The sequence below is a fragment of the Streptomyces sp. RG80 genome (genome assembly GCF_040446465.1).
Taxonomy (GTDB): Bacteria; Actinomycetota; Actinomycetes; order Streptomycetales; family Streptomycetaceae; genus Streptomyces.
The window spans coordinates 491,594-509,706 of the sequence record NZ_JBEAAJ010000008.1; the positions used below are offsets into that span (position 1 = coordinate 491,594).

An 18,113-nucleotide genomic window follows, 5' to 3' on the forward strand; every position below is an offset into this window, starting at 1 on the left:
CGACCAGGCACGGATCGACAGGGATCAGTGCGCGCCACTTGCTGACCGACATAGGAGACATACCGTGACATCGGCTGTGACCATCACCAGGCACGGGGGCACTGGAGGGACTACGGCCGTTGCCGCGCGGGCGCGGCAGGTCGTCAAGGCGTACGGGTCCGGAGAGACCCGTGTCGTCGCCCTCGACCACGTCGACGTGGACATCGCTCGCGGACAGTTCACCGCGATCATGGGCCCCTCGGGCTCCGGCAAGTCCACGCTCATGCACTGCCTCGCCGGGCTCGACACCGTCACCTCCGGGCAGATCTACCTGGACGACACCGAGATCACCGGGCTCAAGGACAAGAAGCTCACCCAACTGCGCCGGGACCGGATCGGGTTCATCTTCCAGGCCTTCAACCTGCTGCCCACGCTGAACGCCCTGGAGAACATCACGCTCCCCATGGACATCGCGGGCCGCAAGCCGAACAAGGAGTGGCTCGCGCGGGTGGTGGAGACGGTCGGACTCTCCGACCGGCTCAAGCACCGGCCGACCCAGCTCTCCGGCGGTCAGCAGCAGCGCGTCGCCGTGGCCCGCGCCCTGGCCGCACGGCCCGAGATCATCTTCGGTGACGAGCCGACCGGAAACCTCGACTCGCGCGCGGGCGCCGAGGTGCTGGGCTTCCTGCGCAGGTCCGTGGACGAGCTCGGGCAGACCATAGTGATGGTCACGCACGACCCCGTCGCCGCCTCCTACGCCGACCGCGTGCTGTACCTCGCCGACGGCCGGATCGTCGACGAGATGTACAAGCCGACCGCGGACGCCGTCCTGGACCGCATGAAGGACTTCGACGCCCGGGGGCGTACGTCATGACCGTCCTGAAGACCTCGATGCGCAACTTCTTCGCGCACAAGGGCCGCATGGCCCTCTCGGCGGTGGCCGTGCTGCTGTCGGTGGCGTTCGTGTGCGGCACGCTCGTCTTCACCGACACGATGAACACGACGTTCGACAAGCTCTTTGCGACCACCGCCTCCGACGTCACGGTCTCCTCCAAGGAGGCCAAGAGCGACGACACCCCGCAGAACGGCAAGCCGCTCTCGCTGCCCGCCTCGACCGTCGCGCAGGTCGCGAAGGCCGACGGCGTCAAGTCGGCCGAGGGCGGGGTCAGTTCGATGAACGTGACCGTCGTCGACCGCGACAACGACAACATGGGGTCCTCGACCGGCGCGCCCACCATCGCGGGCAACTGGACCAAGAGCGACCTGCGGGCCATGGAGATCACCTCCGGACACGCGCCGCGCGGGCCGACCGAGCTGATGGTCGACTCCGACACCGCCGACAAGCACGACCTGAAGATCGGCGACGAACTGCGCACCATCTCCGTCGTCGGTGACTTCAAGGCGAAGATCGTCGGCATCGCCTCCTGGAAGGTGACCAACCCCGGTGCCGCGGTCGTCTACTTCGACACCGCCACCGCCCAGCGTGAACTCCTGGGCGCCGAGGGCCGGTTCACCCAGATCTTCGCGACCGCCGAGGCCGGCGTCAGCGACACCCAGCTCAAGCGGAACGTCGCCCAGGCCCTGGACGGCCCGTACAAGATCCAGACGGCCAAGGAGAGCGCCGACGAGAACCGCGCCGACGTCGGCGAGTTCATGAACGTCATCAAGTACGCCATGCTCGGCTTCGCCGGTATCGCGTTCCTGGTCGGCATCTTCCTCATCATCAACACCTTCTCCATGCTGGTCGCCCAGCGCACCAGGGAGATCGGTCTGATGCGGGCCATCGGTTCATCCCGTAAGCAGGTCAACCGATCCGTGCTGGTGGAGTCCCTGCTCCTCGGCTTCGTGGGCTCGGTCCTCGGCGTCGGCGCCGGTGTCGGCATCGCCGTCGGGCTGATGAAGCTCATGGGCATGGCCGGCATGAACCTCTCCACCGAGGACCTCACGGTCAAGGCGACCACCCCGGTGATCGGCATGATCCTCGGCGTCGTGGTCACCGTCCTCGCCGCCTACCTGCCCGCCCGCCGGGCCGGCAAGGTCTCCCCGATGGCCGCACTGCGCGACGCCGGTACGCCGGCCGACGGCAAGGCCGGCCTGGTGCGCGGCCTGATCGGGCTGGTGCTGACGGGTGCGGGCGGCTACGCCCTGTACGCGGCCGCCACCGCCGACACGGCGAAGGACGGCTCGCTGCTGCTGGCCGGCGGTGTGGTGCTGACCCTGATCGGCTTCGTCGTCATCGGCCCGCTGCTGGCGGGCGGGGTCGTCCGGGTCATCAGCGCGGTACTGCTGCGGGCCTTCGGTCCGGTCGGCCGCATGGCCGAGCGCAACGCGCTCCGCAACCCCCGTCGTACGGGTGCCACCGGCGCCGCCCTGATGATCGGCCTCGCCCTGGTGGCGTGCCTTTCGGTGGTCGGCTCCTCGATGGTCGCCTCGGCCACCGGCGAGCTCGACAAGTCGGTCGGCGCGGACTTCATCGTCCAGGGCGGCCAGCGGATCGTCCCGCAGGCCGAGAAGGCCATGGAGCAGAGCCCGGGCCTGGCCCACGTGACCTCGTACAAGGAGCTCGAGGCGACCCTCACCTCGCCCGACGGCAAGAAGGACACCGGCGGCGTCACCGCGGCCGACCCGTCCTACGCCCAGGACCTGCGCCGCGCGACGACGGCGGGCACCCTCTCCGCCGCGTACGGCAAGGACTCCATGTCGGTCGGCTCCGACTACGCCAAGGACCACGGCGTCCATGTCGGCGACACCATCAGCGTCGCCTTCAAGGGCGGCGACACGGCGAAGCTCAAGGTCGCGGCCATCACCGACGACAGTTCGGCGCTGGACCAGGGGGCGCGCTACCTCAGCATCGCGACGATGGAGAAGTACGTCCCCGCCGACCAGGTCCCGCCGAACACGATCATGTTCGCCAAGGCCAAGGAAGGCCAGGAGACGCAGGCGTACGCGGCGCTGAAGAAGGCGCTCGACAACTACCCGCAGTACCAGGTCCGCGATCAGACCGACTACAAGCAAGAGCTCAAGGACCAGGTCGGCCAGCTCCTCAACATGGTCTACGGCCTGCTCGGCCTCGCGATCATCGTGGCGGTCCTGGGCGTGGTGAACACCCTGGCGCTGTCCGTGGTCGAGCGGACCCGTGAGATCGGCCTGATGCGCGCCATCGGCCTCTCCCGCCGCCAGCTCCGCCGCATGATCCGCATGGAGTCGGTCGTCATCGCCCTCTTCGGCGCCCTGCTGGGCCTGGGGCTCGGGATGGGCTGGGGCGCCACGGCCCAGAAGCTCCTCGCCATGGAGGGCCTGAACGTCCTCGACATCCCCTGGCCGACGATCATCGGCGTCTTCATCGGCTCGGCCTTCGTGGGCCTGTTCGCCGCCCTCGTCCCGGCGTTCCGGGCGGGCCGCATGAACGTCCTGAACGCGATCGCGACCGACTAGCCACACCGCACGGGGGAGCAGGCCCGGCGCCGAGAAGTCACGGGGGACTTCTCGGCGCCGACCTGTGTCCTCCACCCCACCCGAGCGGCGAGGACGCCCGTATTTTTCGGCTCGTGTGACGGGGCGAGGGCACCCGTGTTTTTCAGCCCGTCCGGCGTTTGAGGACGAGGCCCCTTCAGGGCCGACGGGGGTCTGGGGGCGCAGCCCCCAGGTTGGTCGGGGTCGAAGGGGCAGCGCCCCTGGGGATGGGACGGGTAAGGGCGGCGGGGGCGAAAACCCCCGAGGCCCGGCGCAGACGCCCGGTGCGAGGCGAACCGGCGTCATCCACAGCCCCGGCAGCCGCGACCGCAGCGACGTACGCTGGAGACCCCCCGGCCGGTCACAGCGTCGGGCGATTCGCGTTGCCCACCCTCGGACGAAAGCCGCCCCGAATGAGCCTGCACGGTCTGCTCGACGCCGTCGTCAAGGACACCGCCCTCGCGGAAGCGATCACCGCGGCCGCAGACGGCAACCGCATGCACGTCGACCTGGTCGGCCCGCCCGCGGCCCGCCCCTTCGCGATCGCCGCGCTCGCCCGCGAGTCCGGCCGGCCGGTCCTGGCGGTGACGGCGACCGGCCGCGAGGCCGAGGATCTCGCCGCGGCCCTGCGCTCCCTGCTGCCGCCCGAGGGCGTCGTGGAGTACCCGTCCTGGGAGACCCTGCCGCACGAGCGCCTCAGCCCCCGCAGCGACACCGTCGGCCGCCGCCTCGCCGTCCTGCGGCGCCTGGCCCACCCCCGCCCGGACGACCCCGAGACGGGCCCGGTCTCGGTGGTCGTGGCCCCGGTGCGCTCCGTGCTCCAGCCACAGGTCCAGGGCCTCGGCGACCTGGAACCGGTGGCCCTGAGGACGGGCCAGTCCGCCGACCTGAACCAGATCGTCGAAGCCCTCGCCGCAGCCGCCTACGCGCGCGTGGAGCTCGTCGAGAAGCGCGGCGAGTTCGCCGTACGCGGCGGCATCCTGGACGTCTTCCCGCCCACCGAGGAGCACCCCCTCCGCATCGAGTTCTGGGGCGACGACGTCGAGGAGATCCGCTACTTCAAGGTCGCCGACCAGCGCTCCCTGGAAGTCGCCGAGCACGGCCTGTGGGCCCCGCCCTGCCGCGAGCTGCTCCTCACCGACGACGTACGCGCGCGTGCGCGTGCCCTCGCCGAGGAGCACCCGGAGCTGGGCGAGCTGCTCGGCAAGATCGCCGAGGGGATCGCGGTGGAGGGCATGGAGTCCCTCGCGCCGGTCCTCGTCGACGACATGGAGCTCCTGATCGACGTACTGCCGAAGGGCGCCATGGCCGTCGTGTGCGATCCGGAGCGGGTACGCACGCGTGCCGCGGATCTCGTGGCGACCTCGCAGGAGTTCCTCCAGGCCTCCTGGGCGGCCACGGCGGGCGGTGGTGAGGCGCCCATCGACGTCGGCGCGGCCTCGCTGTGGTCGATCGCGGACGTCCGGGACCGGGCGCGCGAGCTGGACATGATGTGGTGGTCGGTGTCGCCGTTCGCCGCGGACCTGGAGCTGGAGGCGGACACCCTCCAGCTCGGCATGCACGCGCCCGAGACCTACCGAGGCGACACCGCCAAGGCCCTCGCCGACACCAAGGGCTGGCTCGCCGAGGGCTGGCGCACGGTCTTCGTGACCGAGGGACACGGTCCGGCGGCGCGTACGGTCGAGGTGCTCGGCGGCGAGGGCATCGCCGCGCGTCTGGACGCCGAACTGGGCGCGATCTCCCCGTCCGTCGTGCACGTGGCGTGCGGCTCGATCGACTACGGCTTCGTCGACCCCGCGCTGAAGCTCGCCGTCCTCACCGAGACCGACCTGACCGGCCAGAAGGCGGCCGGCAAGGACGGCGCCCGGATGCCCGCGAGACGCCGCAAGACGATCGACCCGCTGACCCTGGAGGCCGGCGACTACATCGTCCACGAGCAGCACGGCGTGGGCCGCTACATCGAGATGGTGCAGCGCACCGTGCAGGGCGCCACGCGCGAGTACCTCGTCGTCGAGTACGCCCCCGCCAAGCGCGGCCAGCCCGGCGACCGGCTCTACATCCCGACGGACCAGCTGGAACAGATCACCAAGTACGTCGGTGGCGAGGCCCCGACCCTGCACCGCCTCGGCGGCGCCGACTGGACGAAGACCAAGGCCCGCGCGAAGAAGGCCGTCAAGGAGATCGCGGCCGACCTCATCAAGCTGTACAGCGCGCGCATGGCGGCGCCCGGGCACACCTTCGGCCCGGACACCCCGTGGCAGCGCGAGCTCGAGGACGCCTTCCCGTACGCGGAGACCCCCGACCAGCTCACCACCATCGCCGAGGTCAAGGAGGACATGGAGAAGTCGGTCCCGATGGACCGGCTGATCTGCGGCGACGTCGGTTACGGCAAGACGGAGATCGCGGTCCGGGCCGCCTTCAAGGCGGTGCAGGACGGCAAGCAGGTCGCGGTCCTGGTCCCGACGACCCTGCTGGTGCAGCAGCACTTCGGGACGTTCTCCGAGCGCTACTCCCAGTTCCCGGTCAACGTAAGGGCGTTGTCGCGCTTCCAGACCGACACGGAGGCGAAGGCGACCCTGGAGGGCCTGCGCGAGGGCGCGGTGGACGTCGTCATCGGCACCCACCGCCTGTTCTCTTCCGAGACGAAGTTCAAGGACCTGGGCCTGGTCATCGTCGACGAGGAGCAGCGCTTCGGCGTCGAGCACAAGGAGCAGCTGAAGAAGCTCCGGGCCAACGTCGACGTACTGACGATGTCCGCCACCCCGATCCCCAGGACGCTGGAGATGGCGGTCACGGGCATCCGCGAGATGTCCACGATCACCACCCCGCCCGAGGAGCGCCATCCGGTGCTCACCTTCGTCGGCCCGTACGAGGAGAAGCAGATCGGCGCGGCGATCCGCCGTGAACTGCTGCGCGAGGGCCAGGTCTTCTACATCCACAACCGGGTCGAGTCGATCGACCGCGCGGCGGCCCGGCTGCGCGAGATCGTCCCCGAGGCGAGGATCGCGACCGCCCACGGCCAGATGTCGGAGTCGGCGCTGGAGCAGGTGGTGGTCGACTTCTGGGAGAAGAAGTTCGACGTGCTCGTGTCGACCACGATCGTCGAGTCGGGCATCGACATCTCCAACGCGAACACCCTGATCGTGGAACGCGGCGACAACTTCGGCCTCTCCCAGCTGCACCAGCTGCGCGGCCGTGTGGGCCGAGGCCGGGAGCGCGGCTACGCGTACTTCCTCTACCCGCCGGAGAAGCCCCTGACCGAGACGGCCCACGAGCGGCTCGCCACCATCGCCCAGCACACCGAGATGGGCGCGGGCATGTACGTCGCGATGAAGGACCTGGAGATCCGAGGAGCGGGCAACCTGCTCGGCGGCGAGCAGTCCGGCCATATCGCGGGCGTCGGCTTCGACCTGTACGTCCGGATGGTCGGCGAGGCGGTCGCGGACTACCGCGCCTCGCTGGAAGGCGGAGTGGAGGAGGAGCCGCCGCTGGAGGTCAAGATCGAGCTCCCGGTCGACGCGCACGTCCCGCACGACTACGCCCCGGGCGAGCGGCTCCGCCTCCAGGCCTACCGCTCGATCGCCTCGGCCAACACCGAGGACGACATCAAGGCCGTACGCGAGGAACTCGTCGACCGCTACGGCAAGTTGCCGGAACCGGTGGAGAACCTCCTCCTCGTCGCGGGCCTGCGCATGCTGGCACGCGCGTGCGGCGTCGGTGAGATCGTCCTCCAGGGCAACAACATCCGCTTCGCACCCGTGGAGCTGCGCGAGTCCCAGGAACTGCGGCTCAAGCGGCTGTACCCCGGCACCGTCATCAAGCCGGCGGTGCACCAGATCCTGGTACCGCGCCCGAAGACCGCGAAGGTGGGCGGGAAGCCGCTGGTCGGGCGGGAGTTGCTGGGCTGGGTCGGGGAGTTCCTGGCGTCGATCCTGGGGTCGTGATCCGCCGTTCTCCGGCACCATGTCGGACATGGCTGTCGGGGGACACGGGAGCAGGGTCGCCTGGGTCGGGGCGACCTGTGTGCTGGTCGCCGGGGCGCTGACGTACGCGCTGGCGGGCGAGCACACGGGGCTGTTGCGTACGTCGGGCATCGCCTACCGGTTCCGCCACCGTGAGTTCCAGGAGTGGCTGGTACGGCATCCGGAGCCGGTGCCGGAGCCGCGCCGCTGACGACCGGCGTCAGGTGCTCCGGAACAACGTCGCCGCCAGCGTCCGGAACACCTCCTCGGGGTCCTTGTCGCCCACCGCCCCCTCCAGGTTGTGACTGAGCAGCAGGGTCGCGAAACCGTGGGCGAAGGACCAGGCGGCGACCCCCGCGAGTCGGGCGTCCACGCCGAAGTCCTCGGGCCGGACGCCGGAGCCCGCGCCGCGCAGGGAATCGGTGGCGAGGGCGCGGGCCGTGGTGAGTTCGAGGTCGTCGGCGCGCAGCAGTTCGGGCGCGAACATCACCTGGAAGTGGGCCGGCCGCTTACGGGCGAAGCGTACGTAGCGCACGCCCGCGTCCTTGAGGTCCGACGCGTCCCGGAGCGTGGCCGCGAGCAGCCCGAAGCCCTCCGCCGCGATCGCCGTGAGCAGCCCGGTGCGGTCCTTGAAGTGGTGGGCCGGCGCGGCGTGCGAGACCCCGGCCCGGCGGGCGAGGTCGCGCAGGCTCAGCGCGGAGGGGCCGTCGGCGGCGATGACGTCGAGCGCGGCGGTCAGGATCGCGCGGCGCAGGTCGCCGTGGTGGTAGGGGCGGCCCGAGGCCGGCTTCGTGGTGTCCGCGGATGCCATGGACAGTAGCGTACGCCCAATCTAGGCATTGACAAGTTGGCGGGGTGCGGGCAATCTTGTCAGTGTCAAGTTGAGGGATGAGCTGGAAGCGCCCGGATTACTCGATCACTGTCATTTCGGATCGCTCGGGTCACTTGGATACGACGAGGAGTCATGCCATGTCGCAGCACGAGAGCGGGACCGGTCCGGCCGTCGACGGCGACAGCGACGGTGTCGACCCGGCTCGCGTACGCCAGCTCTGGCACCTGCTGGAGCCCCTGCACGCGGTGCTGTACTACGCGCCGGAGGTCTTCGAGGAGGTCGCGGACCTCGGATACGACACCAAGGAGCGCTGGCCGAGCTACTTCCCCCTGCGCGCCGCCCCGTTGGGAGCCGTGGGCGCCGAGCGGGTGGCGTCCGCCTTCTACAGCTTCAGCCCGCGCATGGTGGCCGAGCACATCGACTCCGCGTGGAGCGTGGCGAACCCCGAGGCGGTGCTGGCGGCGCGACTGCGAGGCGTCGACGGGGCGTACCGGGCGATATTCGGGGAGCTGGTCGACAGTCCCGAGCTGGCGGAGGCCGCCACCCTCGCCCGCCGCGCCGCCGAGGCGGTGGACACCGCGGGCCGCCCCCTCGCCGCGGCCAACGCCGAACTGGAGTGGCCCACGATCCCGCACCTCCAGCTGTGGCACGCGGCCACGATCCTGCGCGAACACCGCGGTGACGGCCACCTCGCCGCCCTGCTCGTCGCCGGCCTCGACCCGGCCGAGTCGCTCGTCTCCTTCGCCGCGACAGGCGCGGCCTCCGTCGAGCGCTTCGAGAGCCGCGGCTGGAGCACCGCGCAGTGGTCGGCGGCACGCGCGCGCCTGGCCGCGCGGGGTCTGGTCGACGGGGGCGACGGTACGGCCACGGAGGCGGGCCGCGCCCTGCGCCGGCAGGTCGAGCGGCACACCGACCAGCTCGCCGCGGCCCCTTGGCGGTCCCTCGGCCAGGACGACACCGAGCGCCTGGTGCAACTCCTCGGCGACTACTGGGTGGCGGTCCTCTCCTCGGGCCTACTCCCCTCGGAGACGACACTGGGGATCGGAAAGGTCTGAGGTGCCGGAGACGATTCTGAGGCGCCGGGGACGATAGGGGTGAACGTGGATGCCCGACCTGCTGTGGGGCGAGATCAGGGAGTACTTCGACCCGGCCGGGATGGGCTCGCTGCCGTGGTGAGGGTCGCTCGGAAACGCGAGGCCGTCCGCGGGGGCTGAGCTTCCCGTGGACGGCCTCGGTTCAAGGTGGTTCAGGGGATCCCGGTCCGGGCGGTGCGCCCGTCAGGGATCTCGCGTTCCTCCGTGGGTCTCCGGCCTTACGGCTGGTCGGGCCTGTCGCGATCCATGCCCATCGCGCCTTCGATCTTCTGCTGCCCGTCGTCGACCTGGCTCTCGTACTTGTTGCCGGTCTTGTCGTTGACCTTGCGTTCCGCCGCGTCGGACATGTCCTTGGCCTTGTCCTGCGCCATGCGGTTGCTCTTGAACCTGTCGAGGATGCCCATCCAGAGCTCCCTTCCGGAGGTGACTCAGCAATGACGATACGCCCGACTTGAGATGAATGCCCCTTGAGGCCCCGTATGGCCCGGACCCCTTGGCCAGTACCGTGAGAGCGGGCATGACCGTCCGTGCGGGGCGGACCAGGAGAACAAGGGGAGGGACGCACCGTGACGCGTCTGAGGGGTGGGGCGGCGGGCGCCGCGGCGATGCTCGGCATGGTCGTACTGCTCGCCGGTTGTGAGGGCGTGGAGCTGCCCGCGGACAGCGAGCCCTCCGGCGCCGGGCCGGCCGTCGGCTCCGGTCGGGCGGTGAGCCCGCTGGACAACCCGGACGGCACCAAACCGGGCCTCGCGGCGATCACCTCGGACGCCGACAGAGCGAAGGCGCGCACCCTGATCGAGAAGGTGGAGACCAAGGGGCGCGGCCCCAGGACGGGCTACGACCGGGACGAGTTCGGCTACGCCTGGATGGACTCGGCGCCGGGCGGCATCCCCTTCTCCCGCAACGGCTGCGACACCCGCAACGACCTCCTCCAGCGCGACGGCGAGGAGGTCCGCCTCCGGTCCGGTTCGGACTGCGTCGTCGCGTCCATGACCCTGGCCGACCCCTACACCGGCAAGGAGATCGACTGGGTCAAGTCCCGTGCCACCGCGGTGCAGATAGACCACGTCATGCCGCTGTCGTACGACTGGCAGATGGGCGCCTCTCGCTGGGACAAGGGCAAGCGCGAGGACATCGCCAACGACCCGCTCAACCTCATCCCGGTGGACGGCCCGACCAACAGTTCCAAGGGCGACTCGGGCCCCGCGTCCTGGCTGCCCCCGAACAAGGGGATCCGCTGCTCGTACGTGGTGCGCTTCGCCCAGGTCTCGCTGAAGTACGAGCTTCCCGTGACGGCACCCGACAAGGAGATGATGCTCAGGCAGTGCGGCGGCTGACCTTCCGCCCGCGCGGCCCCTGACCGTAGGACCGGAAAACGGGTTACCGGCCGCGCCGCCGCCCGCCTACGGTGACCGCATGGAACTGAAGGTGTCGAGCCTCGCCGAACGCCCCGACGCCCGTGAGCGCGCGGTCGCCATGGCCGACAGCTGGCCCGAGTTCGTCACCCGTGACCTGGTGGGCGACCACCACTACGGCCGGATCGCCACCGAGTTCCCGGCGTACGTGCTGTTCGCCGAGGACGAGCGGGGCGAAGTCGTCGCCACGGGCTTCAGCGTGCCCTTCGCCCTCACCGCCGAGGGGCGGGGTGAACTGCCCGCCCGGGGCTGGGACGAGGTGCTCCTGTGGGCCTTCGCCGACCTGCGCCGCGAGGTGCGGCCCGACACGGTCAGCGCGATCGCCATCAACGTCCGCCCCGACCTCCAGGGCCGGGGCCTGTCCGGCCGCATGCTGTCGGCGATGCGTGACAACGCCCGCGCGCACGGCTTCGGCGAGGTCGTCGCCCCTGTCCGCCCCAGCGCCAAGCACCTCGAACCGCACACCCCCATCGAGGAGTACGCCCACCGCGTCCGCCCCGACGGACTCCCGCACGATCCGTGGCTGCGCGTCCACGCCCGGGCCGGCGCCACGATCCACGCCGTGACCCCGGCCTCCATGACGGTCGTCGGCTCGCTGGAGCAGTGGCGCCGCTGGACGGGGCTGCCCTTCGACACCCAGGGCGACATCGAGGTGCCCGGAGCGCTGGTGCCGGTGCGGTGCGAACCGCAGCGGGGGTACGCGGTGTACGTCGAGCCCAACGTGTGGATGCGGCATCCGCTGTAGCCGTACGGCGGTTCAGGCGCCCAGTGCGTCGAGGTCGAGGATCTCGCCGCTGGGCTTCTGCGCCGGCACGGGCTTGTCGTACTCGCTGAAGGTCAGGGTGCCCGGATCGCTCGCGGAGGCGCTGTCGACCCGCAGGAGGTACGGCTTGCCCTCGGTGGCGACGTACAGCGTGTAGCGGTCCTTGCCGTCCCGCTCGTGCAGGGTGATCGCGGGCGTTCCGTCCACGGTCGTGGCCTTGCCGCGGGAGGCGTCGGAGTCCGCGTCGTCGGCCTCGCCGAGCACCGTGTCCAGGTCGCAGAAGCTCGCGATGTCCTTGGCGTCCTCGCCCTTGGCGGACATCTTGGTCCACTTGCCGGCCAGCAGCGCCACGCCCGCGTCGACGTCCGACTTCTTCTCGCCCTTGCTCTGGGCGCGCAGGAACGCCTCGTCGTACTTCATGTAGACGGTGTCGCCGACCTTGATCAGATCGGCCTTGCCCTGGCCGCCGACGCTCATCGTGCCGGCGCACTCGCCCTGCTTGTTCAGGGCCATGTCGATCTTGATGGTGCCGCCGGACCCGTCGGACCCGCCGTCCGGGACGTCTCCCTTCATCCGCAGCGACGAGGCGCCGGTGGTGGCTTCTACGGCCCGGTCGGCGATCTCGGCACCGGTCAGTCCGGCGAACGGCTCCTTCGCCTTGCTCGGAGTGCTCGATGCGCTCGACGAGCCGGATGTGCGGGCCTTGCCGTCCGACTTGTCCTGGCCGGACTGGCAGCCGGTGAGGCCGACGGTGGCCGCCGCGGTGATGCAGAGGGCGGCAAGTGCGGTGCGACGCATGGGGGTTCCTTAGGGGTGTCGTGTCGCGGGAGTGCCGCGATGGGGTGAGCGGGGACGGCGCGATGTGCGGCGTGCCGGGTTCCCGGGTCCTGGTGACGGGTGCCGGGTGCCGGGTGCCTGGCGCGTGGTGTGTGGTGTGTGTGGTGCGGCGTGCGGAAGGGAGCGCGGTCCGGCGGGTGCTGCCGTGGGTCGGCCCCGCCGGACCGCGCCGTAGGTGGCCGGCGTCAGCCGGTCTTCTTCCAGTCCGTGCAGCCGGACGTCTTGAAGTAGGTGTCCGAGGCGCTGATCGTGACGACGGCCGAGCCGGTCACGTTGTCGTTGGCGATGATCGACTCGAGGCCGTGCTCGGCGTCCTTGGTGCGCTCCCAGTAGCACATGTCGTCCTCGTTGCCCGTGGACCTGTAGGTGCCGGGCGCGATGTCGGCGCCGACTCTGAACATGCCGCCGTCACCGGACATCTTGGCCGCGGGGGAGCCCTTCGCCTTGGTGTCGACGGCCTCCCAGTCGTTGCAGTCGCTCGACTTGAAGAGCTTGTCGGAGGCCTTGACGGTGACGTAACTGGTGCCGGTGACATTGTCGTTGGCCAGCAGCGAGTCCATCTCGCCCGAGGAGTCCTTGGCGCGCTCCCAGTAGCACATGCCGTCCTCGTTGCCCGTGGTGCGGTAGGTGCCGGGCTTGATGTCGGAACCGACCTGGAAGTCGCCGTCCCCCTCGAACGCGACCTTCTTCTCCTCGGCCGCCTCCGCCGACCCCTTCTTGCTGGAGCCGCTGGAGCCGCTGGAGCCGCCCGACTTGGCCTGTCCGGACGCCGAAGAGCCCTTGTCGCTGCTCGTGGAGTCACTGCTGTCGTTGCCGGCGTTCGCCGACACGGCACCGATGACGACGATCCCCACGACGGCCCCCAGCGCGACCTTGCCCTTCATGCCCATGACTGTGTCCCCTCCAACACGGTGACAGCCGCCGATCGGCTGCCGTTCGTTCGCTGGGTCAATAAGAACAGAGACTGTGAACCGAGTCAACACGGTTCACAAGATGTCTCGCGTACACGGCCGTGAATGGGTAGATCTTGCATACGCCGCTATGCTCGGCGTCACACGCGGAGCGCAGGCAGCTGCGGGGATGCGCGGAGCCACGCAGAACGACGAGGGGAGCCGGGCCGGTGCAGGACAACGCCACAGAGGTGACCGCCGCTGGGATCGCCCGGCTCGCCGGCGTCGGCCGCGCCGCCGTCAGCAACTGGCGCCGCCGCCACGCCGACTTCCCCAAGCCGGTCGGAGGCACCGAGACCAGCCCCTCCTTCGCCCTCGCCGAGATCGAGGCCTGGCTACGCAAGCAGGGCAAACTCGCCGAGGTCCCGCTGCGCGAACGCGTCTGGCAGCAGCTCTCCGGCCACCCCGAGGGCCCGGTCACCGCACTCACCCACGCCGGCTGTGTGCTGCTGCTCATCCACGACCGCCCCACCGTCTGGCTGGACGTGAGCGCGGGCTCCGACGCACGGCTCGCCGCGATGATCCCGGGCGCGCTGGAGGAGGTACTGACACCACGGTTCGGCGCCGCGCCGACTGTGAACGCCTCGGACGCCAAGAACAGGCCCGGCCCTGTGAACAGCCCTACGGCTGTGAACTCGTCGGCTCCTGTGAACTCCCCGGCCGCCCCTGTGAACTCCCCGGCCCCCGTGAACCCCCGCCCCGCCGTTCACGCCTTCACCGGCCCCGAGCTCCTCCCCTCCGTCCCCCTCCTGCGCGGCGCCGCCGAGCTGGCCGCCGAGCTGGGCGCCCGGCAGACCTTCGAGTTCCTGCTCGGCCGCCACCTCGACGCCAACCCGCGCCAGTACACGCTCACCCCCGCCGAACTCGCCGGGCTCATGGCCGACCTGGCCGGCCCCGCCCGTACCGTCCTCGACCCGGCCTGCGGCACCGGCGCCCTGCTGCGCGCCGTCACCGCCCGCGCCGACCAGGAGCTGTACGCCCAGGACAGCGCCCCGGACCTCGCCGCCCTCACCGCGCTCCGGCTCGCCCTGCACACCCGCGCCCGCGTGCACGGCGCCACCGGCGACACCCTGCGCGCCGACGCCCACCCCGAGCTGCGCGCCGACGCCGTGTTGTGCCACCCGCCGTTCAACGAGCGCAACTGGGGGCACGACGAACTCGCCTACGACCCCCGCTGGGAGTACGGCTTCCCGGCCCGCACCGAGTCCGAGCTGGCCTGGGTGCAGCACGCGCTCGCCCGTCTCAAGGACGGCGGCACCGCTGTCCTCCTCATGCCGCCCGCCGCCGCCTCCCGCCGCTCCGGCCGCCGTATCCGCGCCGACCTGCTGCGCCGGGGCGCGCTCCGCGCGGTGGTCGCCCTGCCGGTCGGCGCGGCACCCCCGTACAACATCCCGCTGCACCTGTGGGTGCTGCGCCGTCCCGAGAAGGCGCCGGCTCAGCCCGAGGTGCTGCTCGCCGACACCGGGCAGTTCGCCGGCGAGGGGCGGGGCGGCCCCGACCGGCGCGCCGTACGCGACGCGGTGCTGGACGCCTGGCGTGCCTTCGACCGCGCGGGCACGCTCACCGAGCGCCCCGGCCTCGCGCGCTCCCTGCCCGTCATCGAACTCCTCGACGACGACGTGGACCTCGCCCCGGCCCGCCACCTCCCGCCGGCCACGGCCGCCGACGGCGCCGAGGCGCTCACGGCCGTCCGCGAACGCCTGCGCGAGACCCTGCGCCTGACCACCGACCTCACCCCGCCGCCCGCCGACACCGCACAGGCCGCGCGCTGGCCGCTCACCACCGTCGGCGAACTCGCGCGCGGGGGCGCCCTGGTGATGCGCACCGGCGGCAACGGCGGCCACGCGCGCGTGCCCGTCCTCACCGACCACGACGTCCTCGCCGGCACCGCCCCCTCCGGCACCCTCCCCGAGAGCGACGAGGAGGCCGTGCCGGTGGAGCCGGGCGACGTCGTCGTCCCCGTGCTCGGCGGCGGCTCGATGGCGCGCGTGATCGACGACGCGAGCGGGGGCGCCGCCCTCGGGCGCAACCTCGTGCTGCTGCGCCCCGATCCCACGGCGCTCGACCCCTGGTTCCTCGCCGGCTTCCTGCGCGGCACCGCCAACAACCGCCAGGCCAGCAGCTACGCCTCCACCGCCACCCGCCTGGACGTGCGCCGCCTCCAGCTGCCCCGGCTCCCGCTCGACGAACAACGGCGCTACGGGGCGCGCTTTCGCGCACTCGACGAGTTCGAGCGGGCGCTCAGGCACGCGGGACGGCTCGGCGATCAGCTCGTGCGCGGCATGTACGACGGACTCACGGACGGCACGGTCGCCCCCGACTGACACGCGCGTGCCGCCCCGTCGAGGCGGAACCCGACCTTCCGCCCCATCCCGCGCTGACCCGCGCCCCCGTACGACGTGATCAGCACGACAACGGTTCGGTACAACCCTGGACCGCATGTCGTTGTCGGCCTATACGCTCGAAGCGACAATCGCAGGAACGGGGTTGCCGGGCGTCGGTCGCCCACGTACGCCCACCTCAGGCACCAGGAGCTGTCATGCATGGCCACGGCTACACGCAGCCGGTGAAGCAGCCGCCCCATCCGGCGTTGCTGGTCCTCCTGCGCGTGCTGTTCGTCGTGGTCGGGATCTTCACCATCGGCCTGTTCGCCTGGGCGATGCTGCTGCGCCTGGCGCTCGTGACCCGCAGGGGGCTCGACTGGGGCCTGTTCGTGGCCTCGTTCGTCGCGATCGTCACCGGACTGATCCTGCTCGGCGTCGAGGGCGGCGACGAGATCCACACCGTAGGCGGCTGGATCGGCCTGTTCCTGCTCCTCGGCACGCTCGTGGCCACGATCGCGTACTACCTCTCGGCGGACATCCGCCACTTCCACCAGCTCCGCTACGGCGGCTACACCCCGCAGCCGGCCCCGGCGCCCGCACCCGCGTACGGCTACCCGCAGGCCCAGCCCCAGTCGCCGTACACCGCGACCACCCTGCCCCAGACACCGGCGCCCGTCCCGCAGAGCCCGCTGCCGCAGCCGCCCGCGCCCCGCGACGCGGTGCCCCACGCGCCCGTGCCGCCGCCCCAACGCCCCGCGCCCGCCCGCATCGACCAGGTGCGCGCCGAGCTCGACGAACTGAGCGACTACCTGCGCCGCCAGGACGGCAACCCCGGCAGCGGACACGAGGGCGGAAGGTGACCGTGGCGACAGGACGTGTCGTCGCAGGCCGCTATGAACTGTCCACGCTCATCGGACAGGGCGGCATGGGACAGGTCTGGACGGCGTACGACCAACGGCTCGACCGGCGCGTGGCGGTGAAGCTGCTGCGCCCCGACAAGGTGGCCGGCCAGGAGGCCGACGAACTGCGCCGCCGCTTCGTGCGCGAGTGCCGTGTGACCGCCCAGGTCGACCACCCCGGCCTCGTCACCGTGCACGACGCGGGCAGCGAGGGCGAGGAGCTCTTCCTCGTCATGCAGTACGTCGACGGCGCGGACCTCTCCGACCACCTCGCCGAACACGACCCCTACCCCTGGCAGTGGGCCGTCGCGGTCGCCGCACAACTGTGCGCCGTGCTGAGCGCCGTGCACGCCGTGCCGATCGTCCACCGCGACCTCAAGCCGCGCAACATCATGGTGAAGCAGGACGGCACCGTCACCGTCCTCGACCTCGGCGTCGCCTCCGTCATGGACGCCGACACCACGCGCCTCACCCACACCGGCACCCCCATCGGCTCACCCGCCTACATGGCGCCCGAGCAGGCCATGGGCGGCGCCGTCGGCCCCTACACCGACCTGTACGCACTCGGCGTACTCCTCCACGAACTCCTCAGCGGCGACGTCCCGTTCTCCGGCTCCACAGCGCTCGGCGTACTGCACCGGCACCTCTACGAGCCCCCGCTCCCGGTGCGCCGCCTGCGCCCCGAGGTGCCGGAAGCGCTCGAGGCCCTCGTCCTGCGCCTGCTCGCCAAGGACCCGCAGCACCGCCCCGCCAGCGCGCAGGAGGTCTACGAGCACCTGGCGCTGCTCCTGCCCGCGCGCGGCACCCCCACAGGGGCGCCCCTCGACCCCACGCGCCCCTTCCTGCGGCCGCACGCTCCCTGGCCGGACCGCGCCCGCACCCCCGCACCCCAGCCGGCGCCCGCCACACCGCACGCGCCCCCCGCCGAGAAACCCGACGTCGCACGCGCCGTCGACGAGGTCAAGCGCCTCCTCGGGGAGGGCCGTATCACCCAGGCCGTCGACATCCTCGGCGCGATCCTGCCCGCCGCCGCCGAACAGCACGGCGAGCACTCCCCGGTCGTCCGCACCCTGCGCAAGCAGTACGCCGCCACGCTCATGGACGACGGCCAGTACCGGCGCGCGCTACCCGAACTGCGCCGCCTCGCCGACGAACGCGCCGCCGAGGCAGGCCAGTCCGACCCCCAGTCGCTCCGCTTCCGCTACGAGGCCGCGCAGTGCCTGGAGCAGCTCGGTGAACCGGCGGCGGCGCTCGCCGAGTACCGCGCGCTGCTGCCGTACTACGAGAACCAGTACGTGGCCGGCGACCCCGAACTCGCGCACGACGTCCGCCGCCGCATCGGCCACCTCCTGCTCGCCCTCGGCGACCGCGCCGCCGCCCACGACACGCTGGCCCGCCTCGTGCACGACGTGGAACGCCTGCACGGCCCCGGCCACCCGCTCGCGGTGGAGGTCCGGCGGACACTGGAGTGGCTGGGACAGGTGCGCGGCTAGGTTTTGCCGTGCGCTGAGGCAACCTTGTGAGCTCCTAGGGGCGGAGTTTCCCGAAAGCGGAGGGCGCGCCCGTTACGTTGCGAGCTCTTTCAAGCGCCGCGCACGCCGGTCC

14 protein-coding genes are annotated in these 18,113 nt (G+C 71.4%); 10 read left to right on the top strand and 4 right to left on the bottom strand.

Annotation, left to right across the window (positions count from 1 at the left end; all coding sequences use genetic code 11):
- Window positions 1-64 precede the first annotated feature (64 nt).
- From ABKA17_RS29170 to ABKA17_RS29185, 4 genes are all read left to right on the top strand, one after another.
- Complete coding sequence (locus ABKA17_RS29170; RefSeq protein ID WP_353695246.1) at window positions 65-853, top strand: ABC transporter ATP-binding protein; 789 nt, start codon at window positions 65-67, stop codon at window positions 851-853.
- A complete protein-coding gene (locus ABKA17_RS29175; protein WP_353695247.1) occupies window positions 850-3,414 on the top strand; it encodes an ABC transporter permease in 2,565 nt (854 codons plus the stop codon). The genes ABKA17_RS29170 and ABKA17_RS29175 overlap by 4 nt, the downstream gene beginning before the upstream one ends.
- 431 nt (window positions 3,415-3,845) lie before the next feature.
- Window positions 3,846-7,376 (top strand): transcription-repair coupling factor, encoded by a 3,531-nt coding sequence (mfd, locus tag ABKA17_RS29180; RefSeq protein WP_353695248.1) that lies wholly within the window; start codon window positions 3,846-3,848, stop codon window positions 7,374-7,376.
- 28 nt (window positions 7,377-7,404) lie between these two features.
- A complete protein-coding gene (locus ABKA17_RS29185) occupies window positions 7,405-7,605 on the top strand; it encodes a hypothetical protein (protein ID WP_353695249.1) in 201 nt (66 codons plus the stop codon).
- 9 nt (window positions 7,606-7,614) lie between these two features.
- On the opposite strand, the gene ABKA17_RS29190 is transcribed toward ABKA17_RS29185, so the two are convergent.
- Window positions 7,615-8,205, bottom strand: a complete 591-nt coding sequence (locus tag ABKA17_RS29190) for a TetR/AcrR family transcriptional regulator (RefSeq protein WP_353695250.1) — start codon at window positions 8,203-8,205, stop codon at window positions 7,615-7,617.
- Between the two features lie 158 nt (window positions 8,206-8,363).
- On the opposite strand from ABKA17_RS29190, the gene ABKA17_RS29195 reads away from it, so the two are divergent.
- Window positions 8,364-9,281 carry an SCO6745 family protein gene (locus ABKA17_RS29195; RefSeq protein WP_353695251.1) on the top strand — a complete coding sequence of 306 codons (918 nt, stop codon included), beginning with the start codon at window positions 8,364-8,366 and terminating at the stop codon, window positions 9,279-9,281.
- Between the two features lie 257 nt (window positions 9,282-9,538).
- Here ABKA17_RS29195 and ABKA17_RS29200 read toward each other — a convergent pair whose 3' ends face one another.
- Window positions 9,539-9,724: an antitoxin gene (locus tag ABKA17_RS29200; protein WP_353695252.1), complete on the bottom strand. Its 186-nt coding sequence runs from the start codon at window positions 9,722-9,724 to the stop codon at window positions 9,539-9,541.
- A gap of 162 nt (window positions 9,725-9,886) precedes the next feature.
- Between ABKA17_RS29200 and ABKA17_RS29205 the strand changes: the two genes are divergently transcribed.
- Together ABKA17_RS29205 and ABKA17_RS29210 are read left to right on the top strand one after the other, a co-directional pair.
- Window positions 9,887-10,657, top strand: a complete 771-nt coding sequence (locus tag ABKA17_RS29205; protein WP_353695253.1) for an HNH endonuclease family protein — start codon at window positions 9,887-9,889, stop codon at window positions 10,655-10,657.
- 79 nt (window positions 10,658-10,736) lie between these two features.
- Entirely contained in the window at window positions 10,737-11,480 is a 744-nt protein-coding gene (locus ABKA17_RS29210) for a GNAT family protein (protein WP_353695254.1), read from the top strand.
- A gap of 12 nt (window positions 11,481-11,492) precedes the next feature.
- Here the strand turns inward: ABKA17_RS29210 and ABKA17_RS29215 are convergent, their stop codons facing one another.
- Both ABKA17_RS29215 and ABKA17_RS29220 read right to left on the bottom strand, forming a co-directional pair.
- Window positions 11,493-12,296, bottom strand: coding sequence for a hypothetical protein (locus ABKA17_RS29215; protein ID WP_353695255.1), 804 nt, complete (start codon window positions 12,294-12,296; stop codon window positions 11,493-11,495).
- 224 nt (window positions 12,297-12,520) lie between these two features.
- Window positions 12,521-13,225 carry an Rv1352/Rv1906c domain-containing protein gene (locus tag ABKA17_RS29220; protein ID WP_353695256.1) on the bottom strand — a complete coding sequence of 235 codons (705 nt, stop codon included), beginning with the start codon at window positions 13,223-13,225 and terminating at the stop codon, window positions 12,521-12,523.
- 230 nt (window positions 13,226-13,455) lie between these two features.
- Here ABKA17_RS29220 and ABKA17_RS29225 point away from each other — a divergent pair, with 230 nt between their 5' ends.
- The 3 genes from ABKA17_RS29225 to ABKA17_RS29235 all read left to right on the top strand — a co-directional run bounded on the left by ABKA17_RS29225 (window position 13,456) and on the right by ABKA17_RS29235 (window position 18,001).
- Window positions 13,456-15,609 carry an N-6 DNA methylase gene (locus tag ABKA17_RS29225; protein WP_353695257.1) on the top strand — a complete coding sequence of 718 codons (2,154 nt, stop codon included), beginning with the start codon at window positions 13,456-13,458 and terminating at the stop codon, window positions 15,607-15,609.
- A 215-nt stretch (window positions 15,610-15,824) separates the two neighbouring features.
- Entirely contained in the window at window positions 15,825-16,469 is a 645-nt protein-coding gene (locus ABKA17_RS29230) for a hypothetical protein (RefSeq protein WP_353695258.1), read from the top strand.
- Window positions 16,470-16,507: 38 nt separating this feature from the next.
- Entirely contained in the window at window positions 16,508-18,001 is a 1,494-nt protein-coding gene (locus ABKA17_RS29235; protein ID WP_353695364.1) for a protein kinase domain-containing protein, read from the top strand.
- The last annotated feature ends 112 nt before the right edge of the window (window positions 18,002-18,113 follow it).